Raw genomic sequence first — 15546 nt, forward strand, 5'->3', positions numbered from 1 at the left:
TGACCACGTCAGGCCCCCAGCAGGCTCTGACCGCAGACCCGCACGACGTTGCCGGTGACCCCGCCGGAGCCCGGGTGGGCGAACCAGGCGACGGTCTCGGCGATGTCGACGGGCAGGCCGCCCTGGGACAGCGAGTTCATCCGCCGGCCGGCCTCGCGGATGAACAGCGGCACGGACGCGGTCATCTGGGTCTCGATGAACCCGGGCGCGATGGCGTTGATGGTGACGTCGCGCTGGGCCAGTTCCGGGGCCCAGGACTGGACGAAGCCGATCACGCCGGCCTTGGAGGTGGCGTAGTTGGTCTGGCCGACGTTGCCGGCGATGCCCGCGATGGAGGACAGCGAGATGATCCGGCCGCCGGGGCGCAGTACCCCGAGGAGGCCTTCGGTGATGCGTTCCTGGGCCGTGAGGTTGACGGCGAGGACGGCGTCCCACAGTTCGGGCTTCATCCGGCCGAGGGTCTTGTCGCGGATGATGCCGGCGTTGTGCACGACGATGTCGACGCCGCCGTGCCGTTCGCGGAGGTGCTCGGCGAGGGTGGCGGCCGCGTCGTCGCGGGTGATGTCGAGTTGCAGGGCGGTGCCGCCGACGGAGTTGGCGACCTTGGACAGGGCCTCGCCCATCGCGGGGACGTCGAGGCAGACGACGTGCGCGCCGTCGCGGGCCAGCACCTGGGCGATGGCCTCGCCGATGCCCCGGGACGCGCCGGTGACCAGGGCGACCTTGCCGTCGAGCGGCTTGTCGTCGAACGCGGTTCCGACGGTGCCGGGGCCGATCCGGATCACCTGGGCGTCCACGTAGGCCGACTTCGCCGACAGCAGGAACCGCAGGGTCGAGTCGGCGGCCTCCTCGGCGCCGGGGGCCACGTACACCAGGTGGGCGGTCGCGCCGCGTTTGAGTTCCTTGCCCACGGAGCGGACGAAGCCCTCCAGGGCGCGCTGCGCGGTCCGGGTGCCCCGGCCGGAGGTGTCCTCGGGCGGGGTGCCGAGCACGATGACCCGGCCGGAGGCGGCGACCCGGCGGATCGTGGGGTGGAAGAAGTCGAAGAGCTGGCGCAGTTCGGCGCTGGAGGTGATGCCGGTGGCGTCGAAGACCAGTGCGTGGTACCGCGCCTCGGGGGCCTCGCTCGGCTCCGTGTGTACGGTGGCGTCGACGGCGGACAGCGTCTTGGTCAGGGCGGCGTCGAGCCTGCCACCGGGGGCGGCGCCCAGCAGGACGGGGCCGGCCACGACGGGCTGGCCCGGCCGGTACCGGCGGAGTTTCGCGGGGTCGGGCAGCCCCAGCTTGGGGACGAGAAAGCGCCCTGCGCCGGACGCGGCGAACTTCTGGTACCGATCGGTCATGGAAAAATGCCTCCCTACTCCGGCGTAATCTTACTCGCCAGTAGGTTAGAGTGGAAGCATGACCCAGAAAATTCGCCGGGTCGCCGTGATCGGCGGCAACCGGATCCCGTTCGCCCGGTCCAACGGGCCGTACTCGCACGCCGCGAACCAGGACATGCTGACCGCCGCGCTCGACGGGCTGACCAGCCGGTACGGGCTGGCCGGCGAGCTGCTCGGCGAGGTCGCCGCGGGCGCGGTGCTCAAGCACAGCCGCGACTTCAACCTGACCCGCGAGGCGGTGCTGGGCAGCCGACTGGACCCGAGGACGCCGGCCTACGACGTGCAGCAGGCGTGCGGCACCGGTCTCGAAGCGGCGATCCTGGTCGCGAACAAGATCGCGCTCGGCCAGATCGAGGTCGGGATCGCCGGGGGCGTGGACACCACCTCCGACGCGCCGCTCGGCGTCAACGAGGACCTGCGGCAGATCATGTTGGACGCCAACCGGGCGAGGTCCCTGGGCGGCAAGCTCAAGCTGATCACCCGTCTGCGGCCCGGCCAGCTCGTGCCGGACATGCCGCGCAACGCCGAGCCCCGGACCGGGAAGTCCATGGGGGAGCACGCCGCGGTCACGGCCGCCGAGTGGGGAGTCACCCGCGAGGACCAGGACGAGCTGACCGCCGCGAGCCACCACCACCTGGCCGCCGCGTACGAGGCCGGGTTCTTCGACGACCTGGTCACCCCGTACCTGGGGCTGAACCGGGACCAGAACCTGCGCCCCGATTCCAGCGTGGAGAAGCTCGCGAAGCTCAAGCCGGTGTTCGGCCGGGGCGAGGGCGCGACGATGACCGCCGGCAACTCCACCCCGCTGTCCGACGGCGCGGCCGTGGTACTGCTGGCCAGCGAGGAGTGGGCGAAGGCGCACCGGCTGCCGGTCCGGGCGTACCTGACGTTCAGCGAGACCGCCGCCGTCGACTACGTGCACGGCGGGGAGGGCCTGCTGATGGCCCCCGCCTACGCGGTGCCGAAGATGCTCCAGCGCGCCGGGCTGACCCTGCAGGACTTCGACTTCTACGAGATCCACGAGGCGTTCGCGTCCCAGGTGCTCGCGACCCTGAAGGCCTGGGAGAGCCCCGAGTTCTGCAAGGAGAAGCTGGGCCTGGACGCCCCGCTCGGCGCGATCGACCGTTCCCGGCTGAACGTGAACGGCTCCTCGCTCGCCGCCGGGCACCCGTTCGCGGCGACCGGCGGCCGGATCGTGGCCACCCTGGCCAAGCTGCTCGAACAGAAGGGCTCGGGCCGGGGCCTGATCTCGATCTGCGCGGCCGGCGGCCAGGGCGTCACGGCCATCCTGGAGCGCTGACCCGCGACCGCCGCCCCCGCGCGTAGGGGGCGGCGGCCGGGGACCGGCGGTATCCGACATCACGTCGGGTAACTAGGGCACTTCGTGGGGTGTCGAGGGCGGGGTCGAACCGTCTACTGTGTCGAGAAAGCCACCCGACACGGAGGTACCCGCGATATGGCCGACGCCCGGCAGCTCCTCGAGGACTACGTTTCGACCGGGAAGGTCATGCAGGTCGCGACCCTGAACGACGAGGGCGCGCCGGTGGTGTGCAACGTGTGGTTCGCGAGCACCCTGGCCCCGGACCGGCTGTACTTCATCTCCCGCCCGACCCGGTTCCACAGCGTCAACATCCGCCGGGACGCCCGGGTCGCCGGCAGCGTGCTGGCCATCGACCTGACCGAGCTGGGTCAGGACGTCCGGGGCGCGACGTTCACCGGCACGGCCGTGGAGCTGCCCACCACCGGGGTGGACGACGCGATCGCCGTGTTCGCCGGCCGCTGGCCCCGGGCGGCCCGCGCGATCGACGCCCAGCGGATGGCGGACGGCGAGAACCACCACCGGATCTACCGGATCGACGTGGACGGTTGGGTCTTCTTCGACGAGGAGAACTTCCCCGACGCCCCGCGCCAGCCGGTCGACGCGGTCACGGCGTAGAACCGCGGGTCAACCCCACCATCCGGGTACGCCGCCGCGCGGTCAGACGCTGGCGCCGAGCAGGTCGCCGACCCGGACCTGCTCGGTGAGCAGCCGCCGGAAGCCGTCCGGCACCGTGGCGGCGTAGGCGCGGCAGAGCCGTTTGCCGGCGGGGTAGTTGAAGCCGTAGGTCCGCGTCTCCGGGGCGGTCATGAACCGGATCGCCCGCCCGGCCTCCTCGGCGGTCACCAGCCACCAGCGCCGCAGGTACTCCGTCACCTCCGCCTCGCCGGCCCCCTGTTCGTGCAGCATCAGCGACGCGTTGACGCTGGACCATCCGCACGCCTCGGCGGCCCGGGCCAGGGTGGCCGACCGGTCGAGGTCGAAGTCGACGCCGGTGTCGCGCATGATGCGGGCGAACGCGTCCCCGGCCGCACCCCGGAGCAGCGTCTCGGGGGCGATCTCCCCGATCCCCTCGGCGATCAGCGACTGCGGGGTCGGCTCCAGCACGATCGTCTCCTCCAGCCGCCCCTGGCCCCGGACGAGCGCGACCTCCTTGCACACCCGTTCGGCCTGGTGGCCGGGGTACGTCTCGTGCAGCACGAGATGCAGCAGGTGGTAGGCCGTCATCGGCCGGCTGACGTTGATCTCGACCTTGCCGCGCAGGCCGCCGAGGTAGGAGTTGTACCCGTTCCAGGGCACGTCGCGCACGAACTCCAGGTCGACGCCCTCCCCGGGCGGCAGGTCGACGAGCTGGCCGGTCCGCGCGCGGGCCTCCGCGAGGATCGCGACCACCGCGCCCTCGACCCGGTCCGCCGGCACCCACATCGACCTGTGCCACTGTTCCTGGCGCTCGGCCAGCGATCCGGTGCCGGGCAGCAGCGCGTCGAGGTTCTCGTGCGCCTCGGCGAACACGGCCTCGTCGGTCATGGTCGGGCGCACCCCGTAGTAGCCGTGCACCTCGTCGGTGTAGGAGCGGGACTCGCCGGCCAGCATCCCGGCGCTGGTCCGCAGGCCGGTGACCTGGTCGCGCAGCCAGCTCTCCGGCAGCTCGGCGAGCAACGCGTCCGCCTGGTCGACCAGCTCGTGGGCCTCGGGCAGCTTCTCGGCGGCGACCTCGGCCGCGAGTTCCGGCGGCCCCACGTAGGAGTCGACGGTTCCCTCGACGAGCCGGTCGAGCCGCAGCCCCAGCCGGACATAGCGCTCCGCGACGGTTTCGGTCATCCGCCGAGCCTACGACCGGCACCGGAGTTCTGTCCGCCCCGGACAGCGCGCACGCCCCGGACAACGGGGTCTGCCCACCTCCCAGCCGGGATCGCACGGCCGGTGCCTCCCAGCCGGGACCCGCACGGCCGACCCACCTCCCAGCCGGGATCGCACGGTGACCCCCGCCTCCCGGCCGGGACCGGAGCCGCCCTACCCGAGTGCCCGGGCCAGCAGTTCCCGCCGGTTGCGCGCCCCCGTCCGCGCGAACACCGACTTCAGGTGGTCCTGCACCGTGTGCTCGGACAGGAACATCCGCCGCGCGACCTCCCGGGTGTCCGCCCCGCCCACCAGGTGCCCGACCAGCTCCGCCTCCCGGGCGCTGAGCCCGTGCACCCGGCAGTACAGGGGCACCCGGTCCGCCGGGGAGGTCTCCTCGATGGTGACGGCGATGTCCCGGCCGCCGATCCGGGCCGCGCGCAGGGTCAGCCACAGCCCGTCGGCGAGGTGCACCCGGGCCGACGCCGGGTTGCCGTCCACCCCGGCCTCGACGGCGAGCAGTTGGGCCGCCACGTTGTAGGCGCTCGCCGGGATCGGGGGCCGGTCCGGGGCGGGCGGGACGAGTACCCGCAGATAGTCGTGGGTTTCCGGGGTCTGGCCGAGCACCGTCAGCTCGGGGGACAGCAGCAGGACGAGCGGGCCGAGCCGCCGGGCCCCCGCCGGCCGGGCGACGAACGTGTCCGCCAGGCTCCGGCGCAGCGCCGCCGCGACCGGCCCGGCGAGGTCCGCGAGCAGCGCCGCCTCGCCGGGGTGGAACACGCCGGACGTCCGCCACAGGTCGAGGAACGCCCAGCAGCCGTGCCGGTCGCGGAACACGACGGAGGCGACGTCGCGGACCCCGTACCCGTCGAGAAGTTCCCGCCACAGCTGGCTGCGCGCCGGATCCCCCGTACTGAGCAGCGCGACCGGGGGTTCGGTGAGCCCGGTCCACCGGTTGGTGTCCGTCAGGTACTTGAGCCGGATCAGCCGGGGCAGGTCCCGCACGGTCGGCACGGCGGCCAGCGGCGCGACGCCGACGGAGGTCTCCGGGTCGGTGAGCACGAACGCGTGGAAGTCGAAGCCGACGGCCCGGCGCAGCTCGTCGAGCAGCCGTTCGCGCAGCTCCCGCGCGTCCCCGGCCGTCCCGCACGCCCGGACGATCCGCGCCGCCGTCTCCGCCGATCCCGCCATCCCCCGAGCCTAGGCCGCCTCCGGTGCGCGCCGACCCGGCGGCGGGCGGAAACCCCAGAAACCTGGGATGGGGGTACGCGCCCGCGCGGTCGACGCTGGAGGCAGAACCCGAGGAGGTAGCCATGACCACACTGCGGATCGAGCACGCCGTCACCGACTACGGCACCTGGAAGGCCGCGTTCGACCGGTTCGCCGACGCGCGCCGGCAGGCCGGGGTGCTCCGGCACCGGATCCACCGCCCGGCCGACGACCCCCGGTACGTCCTGGTCGACCTGGACTTCGCGACCCGGGCGGCGGCGGAGGGCTTCCTCGGCTTCCTGCGGACCCGGGTGTGGGCGGTGCCGGAGAACGCCCCGGCCCTGGCGGGCGCCCCGGAGACCCGGATCCTGGAACCGGCCGAGAACTCGGCCCAGGAGCCGCGACCGGCCGGGTGACCTGACGGGGCCGGTGCTCAGCCGATGAGCTTGCCGAGCCGGGCCAGGCCCTCGGTGAGCACCCCGGCCGGCGGCCCGTAGGAGAACCGCACGTACTCCCCGTGCCGCCGCCCGCCCCGCCGGCGCCGCCCCGGGTCCACGTCGAACAGGTGTCCCGGCACGGTGATCACCCGCTGTTCCAGGGCGGCGTCGAAGAACCCGTCGGCGTGGTCGAGCCCGGCCGGCAGCCCCGCCACGTCGCCCCACACGTAGAACGCCCCGGCCGGCGGGGTGTCGACCCGGACCCCGAGCGCGCGCAGCCCGTCGACCATCAGGTCGCGCTTGACCCGGAACGCGGCCCGGGTCGCGGCCGTCTCCCGGTCGGCGTACCCGGGGTCGAGGGCCGCGAGCGCCGCCCGCTGGGTGACCCGGGACGGCCCGCCGTCGAGGCCGCCCCCGGACCGGTCGAGCACCTCGATCGCGGCGCGCGGCCCGAGCACCCAGCCGAGCCGCCACCCCGGGTACCGGAAGCCCTTCGTCAGCCCGTCCACGATCAGCACGTCGTCGGCGTCCACGTCGGCCACGTGCGCGGCGGCGCTGACCGGCCCGCCGTCGTAGACGAACTGGCTGTAGAACTCGTCCACCACCAGCGCGCAGCCGCCCCGGCGGGCCCGGTCGACCAGGTCGGCGAGGTCGGGGCCGGCCAGGACCGTACCCGTCGGATTGCACGGGTTGGACAGCAGGAACGCCCCGATCCCGGCCCGCTCGACCAAGGCGGTGAGCGCGGCGGGGGCGAACGGGACGGCGGCCGGCACGGGGCTCAGCCGGGTCAGGTGCGCGCCGATCAGGTCCTCGTAGAACGAGTAGTCGAGGTCGCGGTAGCCGATGGCCAGGTCGCCGAGCGCGGTGAAGATCCGGTTCAGGGCGAGCCGACCGCCGGGGGTGACCGAGACGTTCGCGGCGGTGTATTGACTCGCGAGGCCCCGCCGGTAGAGCCGGTTGTAGTGCTCCGCGATGGCGGTGCGCAGCTCGGGGGTGCCGTTCACCGGCCCGTAGCCGTGGTCCTCCGGCGCCAGGTCCACGCCGGTGATCCGGTTCGGCGCGCCGGGCAGCGGGCCCGTCTCGGGCTGGCCCTGGCCCAGGTTGACCCACTCGGGGTCGCCCGGGGTGAAGCCGCGCCGGAGCGCCTCGTGGACGACGTACAGGACGCCGGCGGGCGGGACGTCGCGCAGGTAGTGGGGCACCCGACCATCGTCCCGGGCCGGCGAACCCATCGGCAAGACTGAGGCTCCTTTGTGTACCCCAAAGCTGTGGTTATGGTGGTGCGGTGATAGACACCCGTCAACTCGAGATGTTCGCCGCCGTCGTGCGGGCCGGTTCGTTCTCGGCCGCCGCCCGCGAGCTGAACTGCAGCCAGCCGGCGATCAGCCAGCAGATGCGCGCCCTGGAACGCCACGTCGGCGGCCCGCTGTTCCTCCGGGTCGGCCGGGGCCTGCGGCTCACCGAGGCGGGCCGGATCCTCGCGGAGCGCGGCGCGGCGGTCCTCGACGAGCTGGCGGTCACCCACCAGCAGGTCCGGGCGGTGGCGGCGCTGGACTTCGGCACGGTGCGGATCTGCGCCTTCCCGAGCGCCAACACGTCGATCGTGCCGGGGGCCGCCGCCGCGCTGTCCACGGAACGCCCCCGGCTCCGCCTCGAACTGATCGAACGCGAGCCCCCCGACTCGTTCGCGCTGCTCCGGCACGCCGAGTGCGAGCTGGTGATCGGGTTCTCCTACGGCGACGAGGACGAGGAGGAGGCCACCGCCGGCATGCTCCGGGTGCCGCTGCTGGAGGACCGGTTGGCCCTGCTGCTGCCGGTCGGGCACCCGTTCGCCGACCGGGACCGGGTGGACCTGGCCGAGATGGCGGGGGAGCGGTGGATCGGCGGCTGTCCGCGCTGCTCGGGGGCGTTCGTCCGGGCGTGCGAGCGGGCCGGGTTCACCCCCGACGTCGTGTGCGCCACGGACGACAACCTGGCGATCCAGAGCCTGGTGTCGGCGGGGCTGGGCGTGGCGCTGGTCCCGATGCTGGTGCTGTCGTTCCTGCGGCACCCGAGCGTCGTGGCCGTGCCGGTGGAGTCGACGATCCGGCGGCGCACGGCCGTCTACACCTGGCCGGACCTGATCCGGGTGCCGGTGGTCCGGGCCACGATCGACGCCCTGGTCACGGTGGCCCGCCGGACAGCCGCCTAGCCGGTCACCAGTCCTCGGCGGATCGGTAGTGCGACGACCGGACCAGGCTGCCGTTCTCCAGGGAGATGGCCTGGTACTTGCCGGTGGCCACGATGCGCTCGTAGAGCTTGTCGAGCAGGTCGGGGATGTCCTCGTACACCTGCTCGATGTTGACGGTGCAGAAGTGGGAGCCGAACGGCTCGTCGTCGTCCTGGCAGCCGTCCACCCCCGCCGAGAGGCTGAGCCAGTAGCCCTCCTCCCAGCGGGCGGAGTAGAACAGCGGATTGCCGGGGTACGGCGGGAAGGGCACTCCCAGCGCGTCCGCCAGGTCCGCCGCCACGGTCGCGAGGAACGCCGCGCCCGTGTCCGGGACCCGGGTCAACGGGCCGAACATCACATCATGGTCGATACTCAACGGCGGAATTCCTGGGTACGGGGGCATTCGGGCGCGCCCAGGATACCGGCGCGGGGCAGGCGCCGCCCGGAGTTCCATAACCGCCGCTTATCGGCCCCCAGGAAAGCACCGTCTACTCACGACAGGCGCTCGCTGCCATCGTGACGACATGGCCACCGACAGCATCGAGACCCCCGTCCGGACTTCCGTGTCCGTGTGGCCCGGCCTCGCCGTCGTCGGGGCCGGGGTCGCCCTGGCGGTGCTCGCCAACCGGCTGCTGCCCGCCGTCAGCGCGCTCACCGTCGCGGTGCTGCTCGGCGCGGTCGCGGCCAACGCCGGGCTGCTGCGGCCGTCGTTCACGCCCGGGATCAGGCTCGCCAGCCGGCGGCTGCTGCGGATCGGGGTCGCGCTCCTCGGGCTCAAGCTCGTGTTCGGCGAGGTGCTCGCCCTCGGGCCCGGCGTGCTGGCCCTCGTCGCCGTGGCGGTCGGCGTCACGTTCGTCGCCACCCGCTGGCTGGGCCGGGTGCTCGGCGTCGGCGAGGGGCTGTCGTTGCTGGTCGCGACCGGGTTCTCCATCTGCGGGGCGTCGGCGGTGGTCGCCATGAACGGCGTCCGCGAACAGGACGAGGAGGACGTCGCCAAGGCGCTCGGCCTCGTCACGCTGTGCGGCAGTGTCGCGATGTTCGCGCTGCCGGCCCTGTACCCCCCGACCGGACTGTCGCCGGCCGGGTACGGCATCTGGGCCGGCGGCAGCGTGCACGAGGTCGCACAGGTCGTCGCGGCGGCCGCACCGGTGAGCGGCGCGCTCGCCGTGGCGGTCGCCGTGAAACTCACCCGGGTCGTGCTGCTCGCCCCGATGCTCGCCGTGGTCAGCGTCGCCGAACGCCGCCGGCACGCCGCCGCCCCGGTCGGGGAACGGCCGCCGCTCGTGCCGCTGTTCGTCGTCGGCTTCCTGCTGATGGCCGCCCTGCGCAGTACGAACGTGCTGCCCGCCGCCGTGCTGGAGGTGGCCACGTTCGTCGACGGGCTGCTGCTGGCCGCCGGGATGTTCGCGCTGGGCACGGCCGTCCGGCTGCGGTCGCTGTTCCGGTCCGGGCTGCCGGTGCTGGTGCTCGGCCTGTTGTCCTCAGCCCTGATCGCCGCCCTCGTGCTGGTCGGGGCGCTCCTGCTCACCTGAGCCGCACCTCCCAGGGCACGGTCGTTCGTCGACCGGGCCACCGTTTCCGACCCCCGAAGGAGTCCTGCCATGTCGACCCGACTGCTCTCCCCGGTCGCGGCCCGCCTCGTCGGGGACCTGCGCGCCGCCGTCGCCGCCGGACCCGCCCGCGTCACCCGGACCCTCGCCCGCTACCTGGGCGCCGACGACCTGCTCGGCGCGGACCAGCGGATCCCCGACCCGACCGCCTACCGCCAGCACGTCCTGCACGTCGAGGACGACGGCAGCTTCTCCCTCGTCGCGCTCGTCTGGCTGCCCGGCCAGGCCACCTGCGTGCACGACCACGTGTCCTGGTGCGTCGTCGGCACGTACGTCGGCGAGGAGGAGGAGACCGCGTACCGGCTCGCGGGCGACCACCTCGTCCCGGTGCGCACGACCCGTACCCCGCAGGGCGTCGCGTCGTTCCTCGTCCCGCCCGGGGACATCCACTCCGTGCGCAACAACTCCGACGCCCTCGCGATCTCACTCCACGTGTACGGCGCGGACATCGGCGTGCTCGGCAGCAGCGTCCGCCGTCGCTACGACCTGCCGATCCACCAGGGCTGATGCGAGGCGAATAGCCGGGATTGGCAAATGGCGCAAAGGCCGTCACCTCGGTGTGTCACACCCCGTTGTCCCGGGTGCGTGACGCGAGGAGGACAAAATGGCCGTGCGGTGGGAGACCGTGTTCGTCGAGAACTACGGTCGGTTGGTGCGGGCCGCCTATGTGGTCGATGCCGGGCAGGACAGCCGGCAGCGCCGCTGGGCGCGGGCCCACCGGCTCGTCCGGCGGGCGCTGCCGCTGCGGTCCGGCCGGCAGGTCGCCGCGGACCCCGACGCCGGGTACCGGACGCTGCTCACCCGGGTGCTGACCCGGTCGCTGGGCCGGCGGTTCCCGTGGCCCGGCCCGTTCGGGCGCGGCGCAGGGGTCGCTCCGGCCGGCGGGCCCGAGCACGCGGCGGTCGACCAGGCCCTCGCGGCCGTGGAGCCCCAGGCCCGGGTGGCGTACCTGCTGCTGCTCGCCGAGGGCATGGACCGCAAGAGCGCCACGGGGGTACTCCAGGCGGTCGGCGTGCCCGACTCGTACGCGGCGGTCAACAAGGCGCTGAAGGTCCGCGACGCGCTGGACGCCGACTACGGGATCGACGCGGAACGGCAGTCCGAACTCCTCGACGAGCCGGCGATGAACCCGGCGGCCACCGAGGTCCGGGCCCCCGCGCCCGCGATGCTGCGCACCGCCCGGGTCGGCCGGGGCGCGCTCGGCGGGGCGGCCGGGATCGTCGCCCTCGTCGGGGTCGCGACCCTGGCCACCGGCGCGTGGAGCGGCCCGGAACCGCAGAAGGTCGAGCCGGTCCGCCCGGTCACCGACACCGAATGGCGCAACAACCCCAACCCGGTGCTGGCCGCCTGGCCCTCCCGCGGCTCCGAACGCGCGAACACGGCCCTGACCAGCAGGGCCGTGAGCGCGTGGCGCACCGGGAAGAAGCTCGTCGTCGGCCGGGGCGCCGACGGCAGCCCGCCCGCCGGGGTGCCGCAGCTGCTGTTCGCCGGCAAGGTGGACGGCAAGGACGTCGTGCTGCTGGCGGACAAGTCGCGGATCGCCCGGTACTCGGACAAGGGTCTGGAACTGTCGCCCATGCCCGTCCTCGGCACCGCCGGGGCGAGCGCGCTGCACCTGGTCGGCACCCGCTACCTGCTCGCGCCGTGGATCCAGAAGGCCCAGGTGGCGACGCTCGGCGGCGGGTGGCAGGACCTGGCGGCCGCCGACGGGATCACCGATCCGGTCCGCCCGGTGCCCGGGTCCTGCTACACGGGGCCGCTGCTGCGGCTGACGACCCAGGACGTCGCCGCCCCCGGCCCGTTGACGCTGGCCGACCTCGGTCAGATCAGCCTCGCGCACATCACCGTCGGGGACCCGAAGGCCGCGCGCTACCTGGACACCCAGGGCTCGTGGGAACGGCTCGGCTGCCAGGTCACCGAGTGGCAGGGCTCGGCCGTGGTGGCCGTGCACGCCTGGGAGTTCGCGACGGGCCCGCTGCCCGCCAAGGCCGGTACCGGCAGCTGGGTGTGCCTGCGCGCCGACCTGGTCGGCGGCGCCAACATGGTCCGCGCGGTCCTGCTCGGCCCGGGCGGCACCGCCACGACCGTGGCCCAGGGCACCCGGCTGTGCAGCGCGCGCGGCGGACCGGTCGCCGCGACCGCGTGGTGGAAGGCCCCGTCCGGCTCGTGGTACCTGCTGGCGGCCGGTTCGCCCGGCGTCGACCGGATCGAGGCGGCGGCCGGAGTCCTCAAGGGCTCGTCGAAGACCTACCTGACCCTCGGCCCCGTGCCGAACCAGACCCCGACCATGACCGTGAAGGCGCGCGACGCGGCCGGCGCGGACGTCCCAGTGCTCGGTGTGATCGGAGGATGACCATGACGTCGATGCGGTGGGCGGTGGCCCCGGAGGACATTCCGAAGCCCCGGCGCGCGGTGGAACTGTGGGCCGTCATCTCGCGGAAACTCCCGGCGGGACGGCGCAACGACCAGCCGGCGCGCTACACCCGGACCCGGACCCGCAACGGGGCGCGGCACCGCTACTAGCCGGGACCCCGCCGCCGGTCGCCGGGAACGGCGGCGGGCGGCGGGGTCGGCTTCGGCGCTGGTTCCCGCCCGGAGCCCCGTGGGGCCACCGGACGGCTGGCGGGGGACACCCCGCTACTCCGACAGGATGCCGTAGAGCTTGCGGCGGGTCTCGTGGAGGATCTCCAGGGCCCGCTGCTTCTGCTCCTCGGTGCCGACCTGCCCGATCTGGCCGAGGGCCTGCATGATGGCCATCGTGGCGGCCCGCCCCTCGTGCGCGGTGCTGCCGGCCTCCTCGGTGTACTGCGTCCACGGCGTGGCGTCGAGCTTGCCCGCCGCCTCGCGACCCGCGTCGGTGAGGGTGAACCGCTTGCGGCCCTCGGACTCCTCGCCCGCGATCAGGCCCTCGTCCTCCAGGAGCTGGAGGGTCGGGTAGACCGAACCGGGGCTGGGCCGCCAGACGCCGCCGGTGCGCTGGTCGAGCTCGGAGATCATCTCGTAGCCGTGCATCGGGCGCTCGGTGAGCAGCCCGATGATGGCGGCCCGGACGTCGCCGCGCCGCGCGCCGCGCCCCCGGCCGTGCGGTCCGCGCATGCCGCCGCCGCGCCCGCCGCCCAGACCGCCGCGCCCGCCGAACGGGCCGAAGGCGTAGAGCCGGTCGGTGCCGGGGTGCTCGCCGCGCCGGCCGTGGTCGTGGCCCCGGCCCTCGCCGCGGCCGTGGTGGTGTTCGGGGCCGTGCTCTCGGCCGGCCCGCTCGAAGTGTCGTCGCATGGTGTTACCTCTTCGTTCGTCCGCGACAGCCCTGGTGGCTATCGCGATAGTGAAACGATATATCGGAACCGCTCGCGACGCAACGTTATCGACGTCATGGATTTGCTTCACACGCATAGGGTTCGACGTCGTACCGTTCATAGGGGTACGAGCAGGCGTCGGGAGGTCGATGTGCGGCAGATCGTGCGAAGGGCGGCCAGGGCTGTCCTGTACGACGATGAGGGGAAGTTGCTGCTCATTCGACGGACAAAGTCCAACAGGCCGGTATATTTCACAACGCCGGGCGGCGGGATCGAGCCGGGGGACTCCTCGCCGGTCGACGCGCTGCGCCGGGAACTGCGGGAGGAGCTCGGGGCCACCGCCGACCGGTACCAGCAGGTGCTGGTCAACACGTTCCCGTACGGCGAGGGCGTGGTCGTGCAGTACTTCTTCGTCTGCCGGCTCGTCGCCCTGGACATGTCCGCGCGGCACGGCCCGGAGTTCGACGACCCGTCCCGGGGCCGGTACGACCTGGCCCGGGTGCTGCCGCCGGCCGGGCTCACCGGGCTGCGGCTGCGCCCCGAAGGGCTGACGGACTTCCTCACCACGAACCACGAGGCGCTGCTGCTCGCGGTGGACCTCGCCCCGGCGGACCTGGTGCTCGTGGAGGAGCCATCAGACCCGTCGGCCGGGGAGCGCGGGGCCCAGCACTAGGCGTGCGGCTCCGGGGCGGTGGCCCCGGAGCCGACGGGATCAGGTCGCCGGGTACCGCGAGTAGTCGGCGAAGTTGCCGTACAGGCGCTCGGTGGGCGCGCCGACGGTCACCGCGTGCACCAGCAGCTCCCCGCCGACGAACGCCCCCTTCCAGGACGCCCCGCGCCCGCCGAACGGCTCGGCCCGGTCCCCGCGCGACCGGGGCTTGTTGATGCCCACCTTGAACGCCTGCACGTCCACGGCCAGCTTCTCGGCCAGCTCCAGGTCGTCACACGCGAGGCTGGCGACGAGCGAGCCGTTGGACGCGTTCATGGCCGCGAGCAGCTCGTCCTTCGTGTCCACCACGATGATCGTGTCCACCGGCCCGAACGGTTCGGCGTGCGCCAGCCGGGACCGGCCGGGCGGGGCGAGCAGGGCCACGGGGGCCACGTAGGCGGAGGTGTCCTGGCCGGGGAGGAAGTGGTCGCCGAGCGCGCCCCGGTACAGCGGAACGGCCCCGCCCTTGAGGGCCTCGTCGACCTTGCGGCGCAGCTCCTCGGCCTTCGCCGCGCTGATCAGCGGCCCGAAGTCCAGCTCCGGAAGCACCCCGTCGGCGCTCGCCAGCGGGTGGCCGAGCCTGATCGAGGACACCACCGGCAGGTACATGGCGAGGAACTCGTCGACCAGGTCGCGCTGGACCACATAGCGCGGGTACGCCGTGCACCGCTGTTTGCCGTACTCGAAACCCTTCTTCAGGTGCCCGGCGAGCAGGTCCCACTGGGAGAAGTCCCAGATGCCCCACGCGTTGAGGCCCTCCTGCTCGATGAAGTGCGGCTTGTCGGAGTCGAGGAGCGCGGCGGCCACCTTGCCACCGTTGGACCGGCCGCCCACGAAGGCGACGGCGCCGATCTCGGGCGCGCGGACCAGTACCTCCGAAAGCTCCTCGCCCCCGCCCGACAGCAGCGTGACGGGCAGCCCGGCGCGGCGCATCAACGCGTGCGCGACCGTCAGGCAGACGGCCCCGCCCTGGGTGGGGGTCTTGGCGATCACGGCGTTGCCGGCGAGCAGTTGCACGAGTTCGGCGTGCACGAGCACGCTCATCGGGTAGTTCCAGCTCGCGATGTTCGAAACGGGGCCCGGCAGCGGCTCACGGCCCTGCACCATGGGCCCGATCTCGTCCAGGTACCACCGGACGCCGTCGAGGGCCCGGTCCACGTCCGCGCAGGCCAGCCGCCACGGCTTGCCGATCTCCCAGCACAACAGCAGCGCGAGCAGGTCCCGCTCGCCCTGCAACGCCTCGACGGCGGCCGTGACCCGCGCGTGCCGCTCGGCGAGGGGTGTGGCGGCCCAGTCGCGGTGCTCGGCGGCGGAGAACGCGACCGCCCGCCCGGCCGCGTCGCCGTCGAGCCGGGGCAGCCAGCCGATCAGCGTGCCGTCCACAGGAGTGTGCAGGGCGGCGGGCCGGCCGACGTCGGACCAGCGGCCCTCGACCAGGTTCAGCAGCCGGTCGTCGGCGAACGCCTCGGGGGTCGCGGCGAGTGCGCGCGCGTGCACCTCTGCCCAGGCCGTGCCGGATACAACGGACAACGTCATGACG

General features: G+C 73.6%; 16 protein-coding genes. 9 read left to right on the forward strand and 7 right to left on the reverse strand.

Translation table 11 applies throughout. From position 1 onward, the window contains the following. Positions 1-8: 8 nt before the first annotated feature. A complete protein-coding gene (locus AB0M43_RS22530) occupies positions 9-1343 on the reverse strand; it encodes a 3-oxoacyl-ACP reductase (RefSeq protein WP_363727658.1) in 1335 nt (444 codons plus the stop codon). 58 nt (positions 1344-1401) lie between these two features. On the opposite strand from AB0M43_RS22530, the gene AB0M43_RS22535 reads away from it, so the two are divergent. Both AB0M43_RS22535 and AB0M43_RS22540 read left to right on the forward strand, forming a co-directional pair. Then, positions 1402-2682, forward strand: a complete 1281-nt coding sequence (locus tag AB0M43_RS22535; protein ID WP_363727660.1) for an acetyl-CoA C-acetyltransferase — start codon at positions 1402-1404, stop codon at positions 2680-2682. Between the two features lie 156 nt (positions 2683-2838). After that, a complete protein-coding gene (locus AB0M43_RS22540) occupies positions 2839-3318 on the forward strand; it encodes a pyridoxamine 5'-phosphate oxidase family protein (RefSeq protein WP_363727662.1) in 480 nt (159 codons plus the stop codon). Positions 3319-3360: 42 nt separating this feature from the next. Here the strand turns inward: AB0M43_RS22540 and AB0M43_RS22545 are convergent, their stop codons facing one another. Beyond that, entirely contained in the window at positions 3361-4521 is a 1161-nt protein-coding gene (locus AB0M43_RS22545) for a hypothetical protein (RefSeq protein ID WP_363727663.1), read from the reverse strand. A 192-nt stretch (positions 4522-4713) separates the two neighbouring features. Beyond that, positions 4714-5730, reverse strand: a complete 1017-nt coding sequence (locus AB0M43_RS22550; RefSeq protein WP_363727664.1) for a LuxR C-terminal-related transcriptional regulator — start codon at positions 5728-5730, stop codon at positions 4714-4716. A gap of 122 nt (positions 5731-5852) precedes the next feature. On the opposite strand from AB0M43_RS22550, the gene AB0M43_RS22555 reads away from it, so the two are divergent. Beyond that, on the forward strand, positions 5853-6164 hold the full coding sequence (locus tag AB0M43_RS22555; protein ID WP_363727665.1) for a hypothetical protein: 312 nt from the start codon (positions 5853-5855) through the stop codon (positions 6162-6164). A gap of 17 nt (positions 6165-6181) precedes the next feature. Here the strand turns inward: AB0M43_RS22555 and AB0M43_RS22560 are convergent, their stop codons facing one another. Then, positions 6182-7387 carry a pyridoxal phosphate-dependent aminotransferase gene (locus tag AB0M43_RS22560; protein WP_363727667.1) on the reverse strand — a complete coding sequence of 402 codons (1206 nt, stop codon included), beginning with the start codon at positions 7385-7387 and terminating at the stop codon, positions 6182-6184. 83 nt (positions 7388-7470) lie between these two features. Between AB0M43_RS22560 and AB0M43_RS22565 the strand changes: the two genes are divergently transcribed. Beyond that, complete coding sequence (locus AB0M43_RS22565; protein ID WP_363727669.1) at positions 7471-8376, forward strand: LysR family transcriptional regulator; 906 nt, start codon at positions 7471-7473, stop codon at positions 8374-8376. A 4-nt stretch (positions 8377-8380) separates the two neighbouring features. Here the strand turns inward: AB0M43_RS22565 and AB0M43_RS22570 are convergent, their stop codons facing one another. Continuing rightward, positions 8381-8749 (reverse strand): hypothetical protein, encoded by a 369-nt coding sequence (locus tag AB0M43_RS22570; RefSeq protein ID WP_363727671.1) that lies wholly within the window; start codon positions 8747-8749, stop codon positions 8381-8383. A gap of 169 nt (positions 8750-8918) precedes the next feature. Here AB0M43_RS22570 and AB0M43_RS22575 point away from each other — a divergent pair, with 169 nt between their 5' ends. The 4 genes from AB0M43_RS22575 (at position 8919) to AB0M43_RS22590 (ending at position 12527) form a co-directional block, all read left to right on the forward strand. Continuing rightward, complete coding sequence (locus tag AB0M43_RS22575; protein ID WP_363727673.1) at positions 8919-9926, forward strand: putative sulfate exporter family transporter; 1008 nt, start codon at positions 8919-8921, stop codon at positions 9924-9926. Between the two features lie 69 nt (positions 9927-9995). After that, positions 9996-10511, forward strand: coding sequence for a cysteine dioxygenase family protein (locus AB0M43_RS22580; RefSeq protein WP_363727675.1), 516 nt, complete (start codon positions 9996-9998; stop codon positions 10509-10511). 97 nt (positions 10512-10608) lie between these two features. After that, positions 10609-12357, forward strand: a complete 1749-nt coding sequence (locus AB0M43_RS22585; RefSeq protein WP_363727677.1) for a hypothetical protein — start codon at positions 10609-10611, stop codon at positions 12355-12357. Beyond that, entirely contained in the window at positions 12354-12527 is a 174-nt protein-coding gene (locus AB0M43_RS22590; protein WP_363727679.1) for a hypothetical protein, read from the forward strand. Before AB0M43_RS22585 ends, AB0M43_RS22590 begins: the two co-directional genes overlap by 4 nt. A 114-nt stretch (positions 12528-12641) precedes the next feature. On the opposite strand, the gene AB0M43_RS22595 is transcribed toward AB0M43_RS22590, so the two are convergent. After that, positions 12642-13277: a PadR family transcriptional regulator gene (locus AB0M43_RS22595; protein ID WP_363727681.1), complete on the reverse strand. Its 636-nt coding sequence runs from the start codon at positions 13275-13277 to the stop codon at positions 12642-12644. A 183-nt stretch (positions 13278-13460) separates the two neighbouring features. Between AB0M43_RS22595 and AB0M43_RS22600 the strand changes: the two genes are divergently transcribed. Continuing rightward, on the forward strand, positions 13461-13970 hold the full coding sequence (locus AB0M43_RS22600) for an NUDIX hydrolase (protein WP_363728018.1): 510 nt from the start codon (positions 13461-13463) through the stop codon (positions 13968-13970). A 39-nt stretch (positions 13971-14009) separates the two neighbouring features. Here AB0M43_RS22600 and AB0M43_RS22605 read toward each other — a convergent pair whose 3' ends face one another. Beyond that, on the reverse strand, positions 14010-15542 hold the full coding sequence (locus AB0M43_RS22605; RefSeq protein WP_363727683.1) for an aldehyde dehydrogenase family protein: 1533 nt from the start codon (positions 15540-15542) through the stop codon (positions 14010-14012). Positions 15543-15546 lie beyond the last annotated feature (4 nt).

The organism is Longispora sp. NPDC051575, from assembly GCF_040681875.1.
Lineage (GTDB): Bacteria > Actinomycetota > Actinomycetes > Mycobacteriales > Micromonosporaceae > Longispora.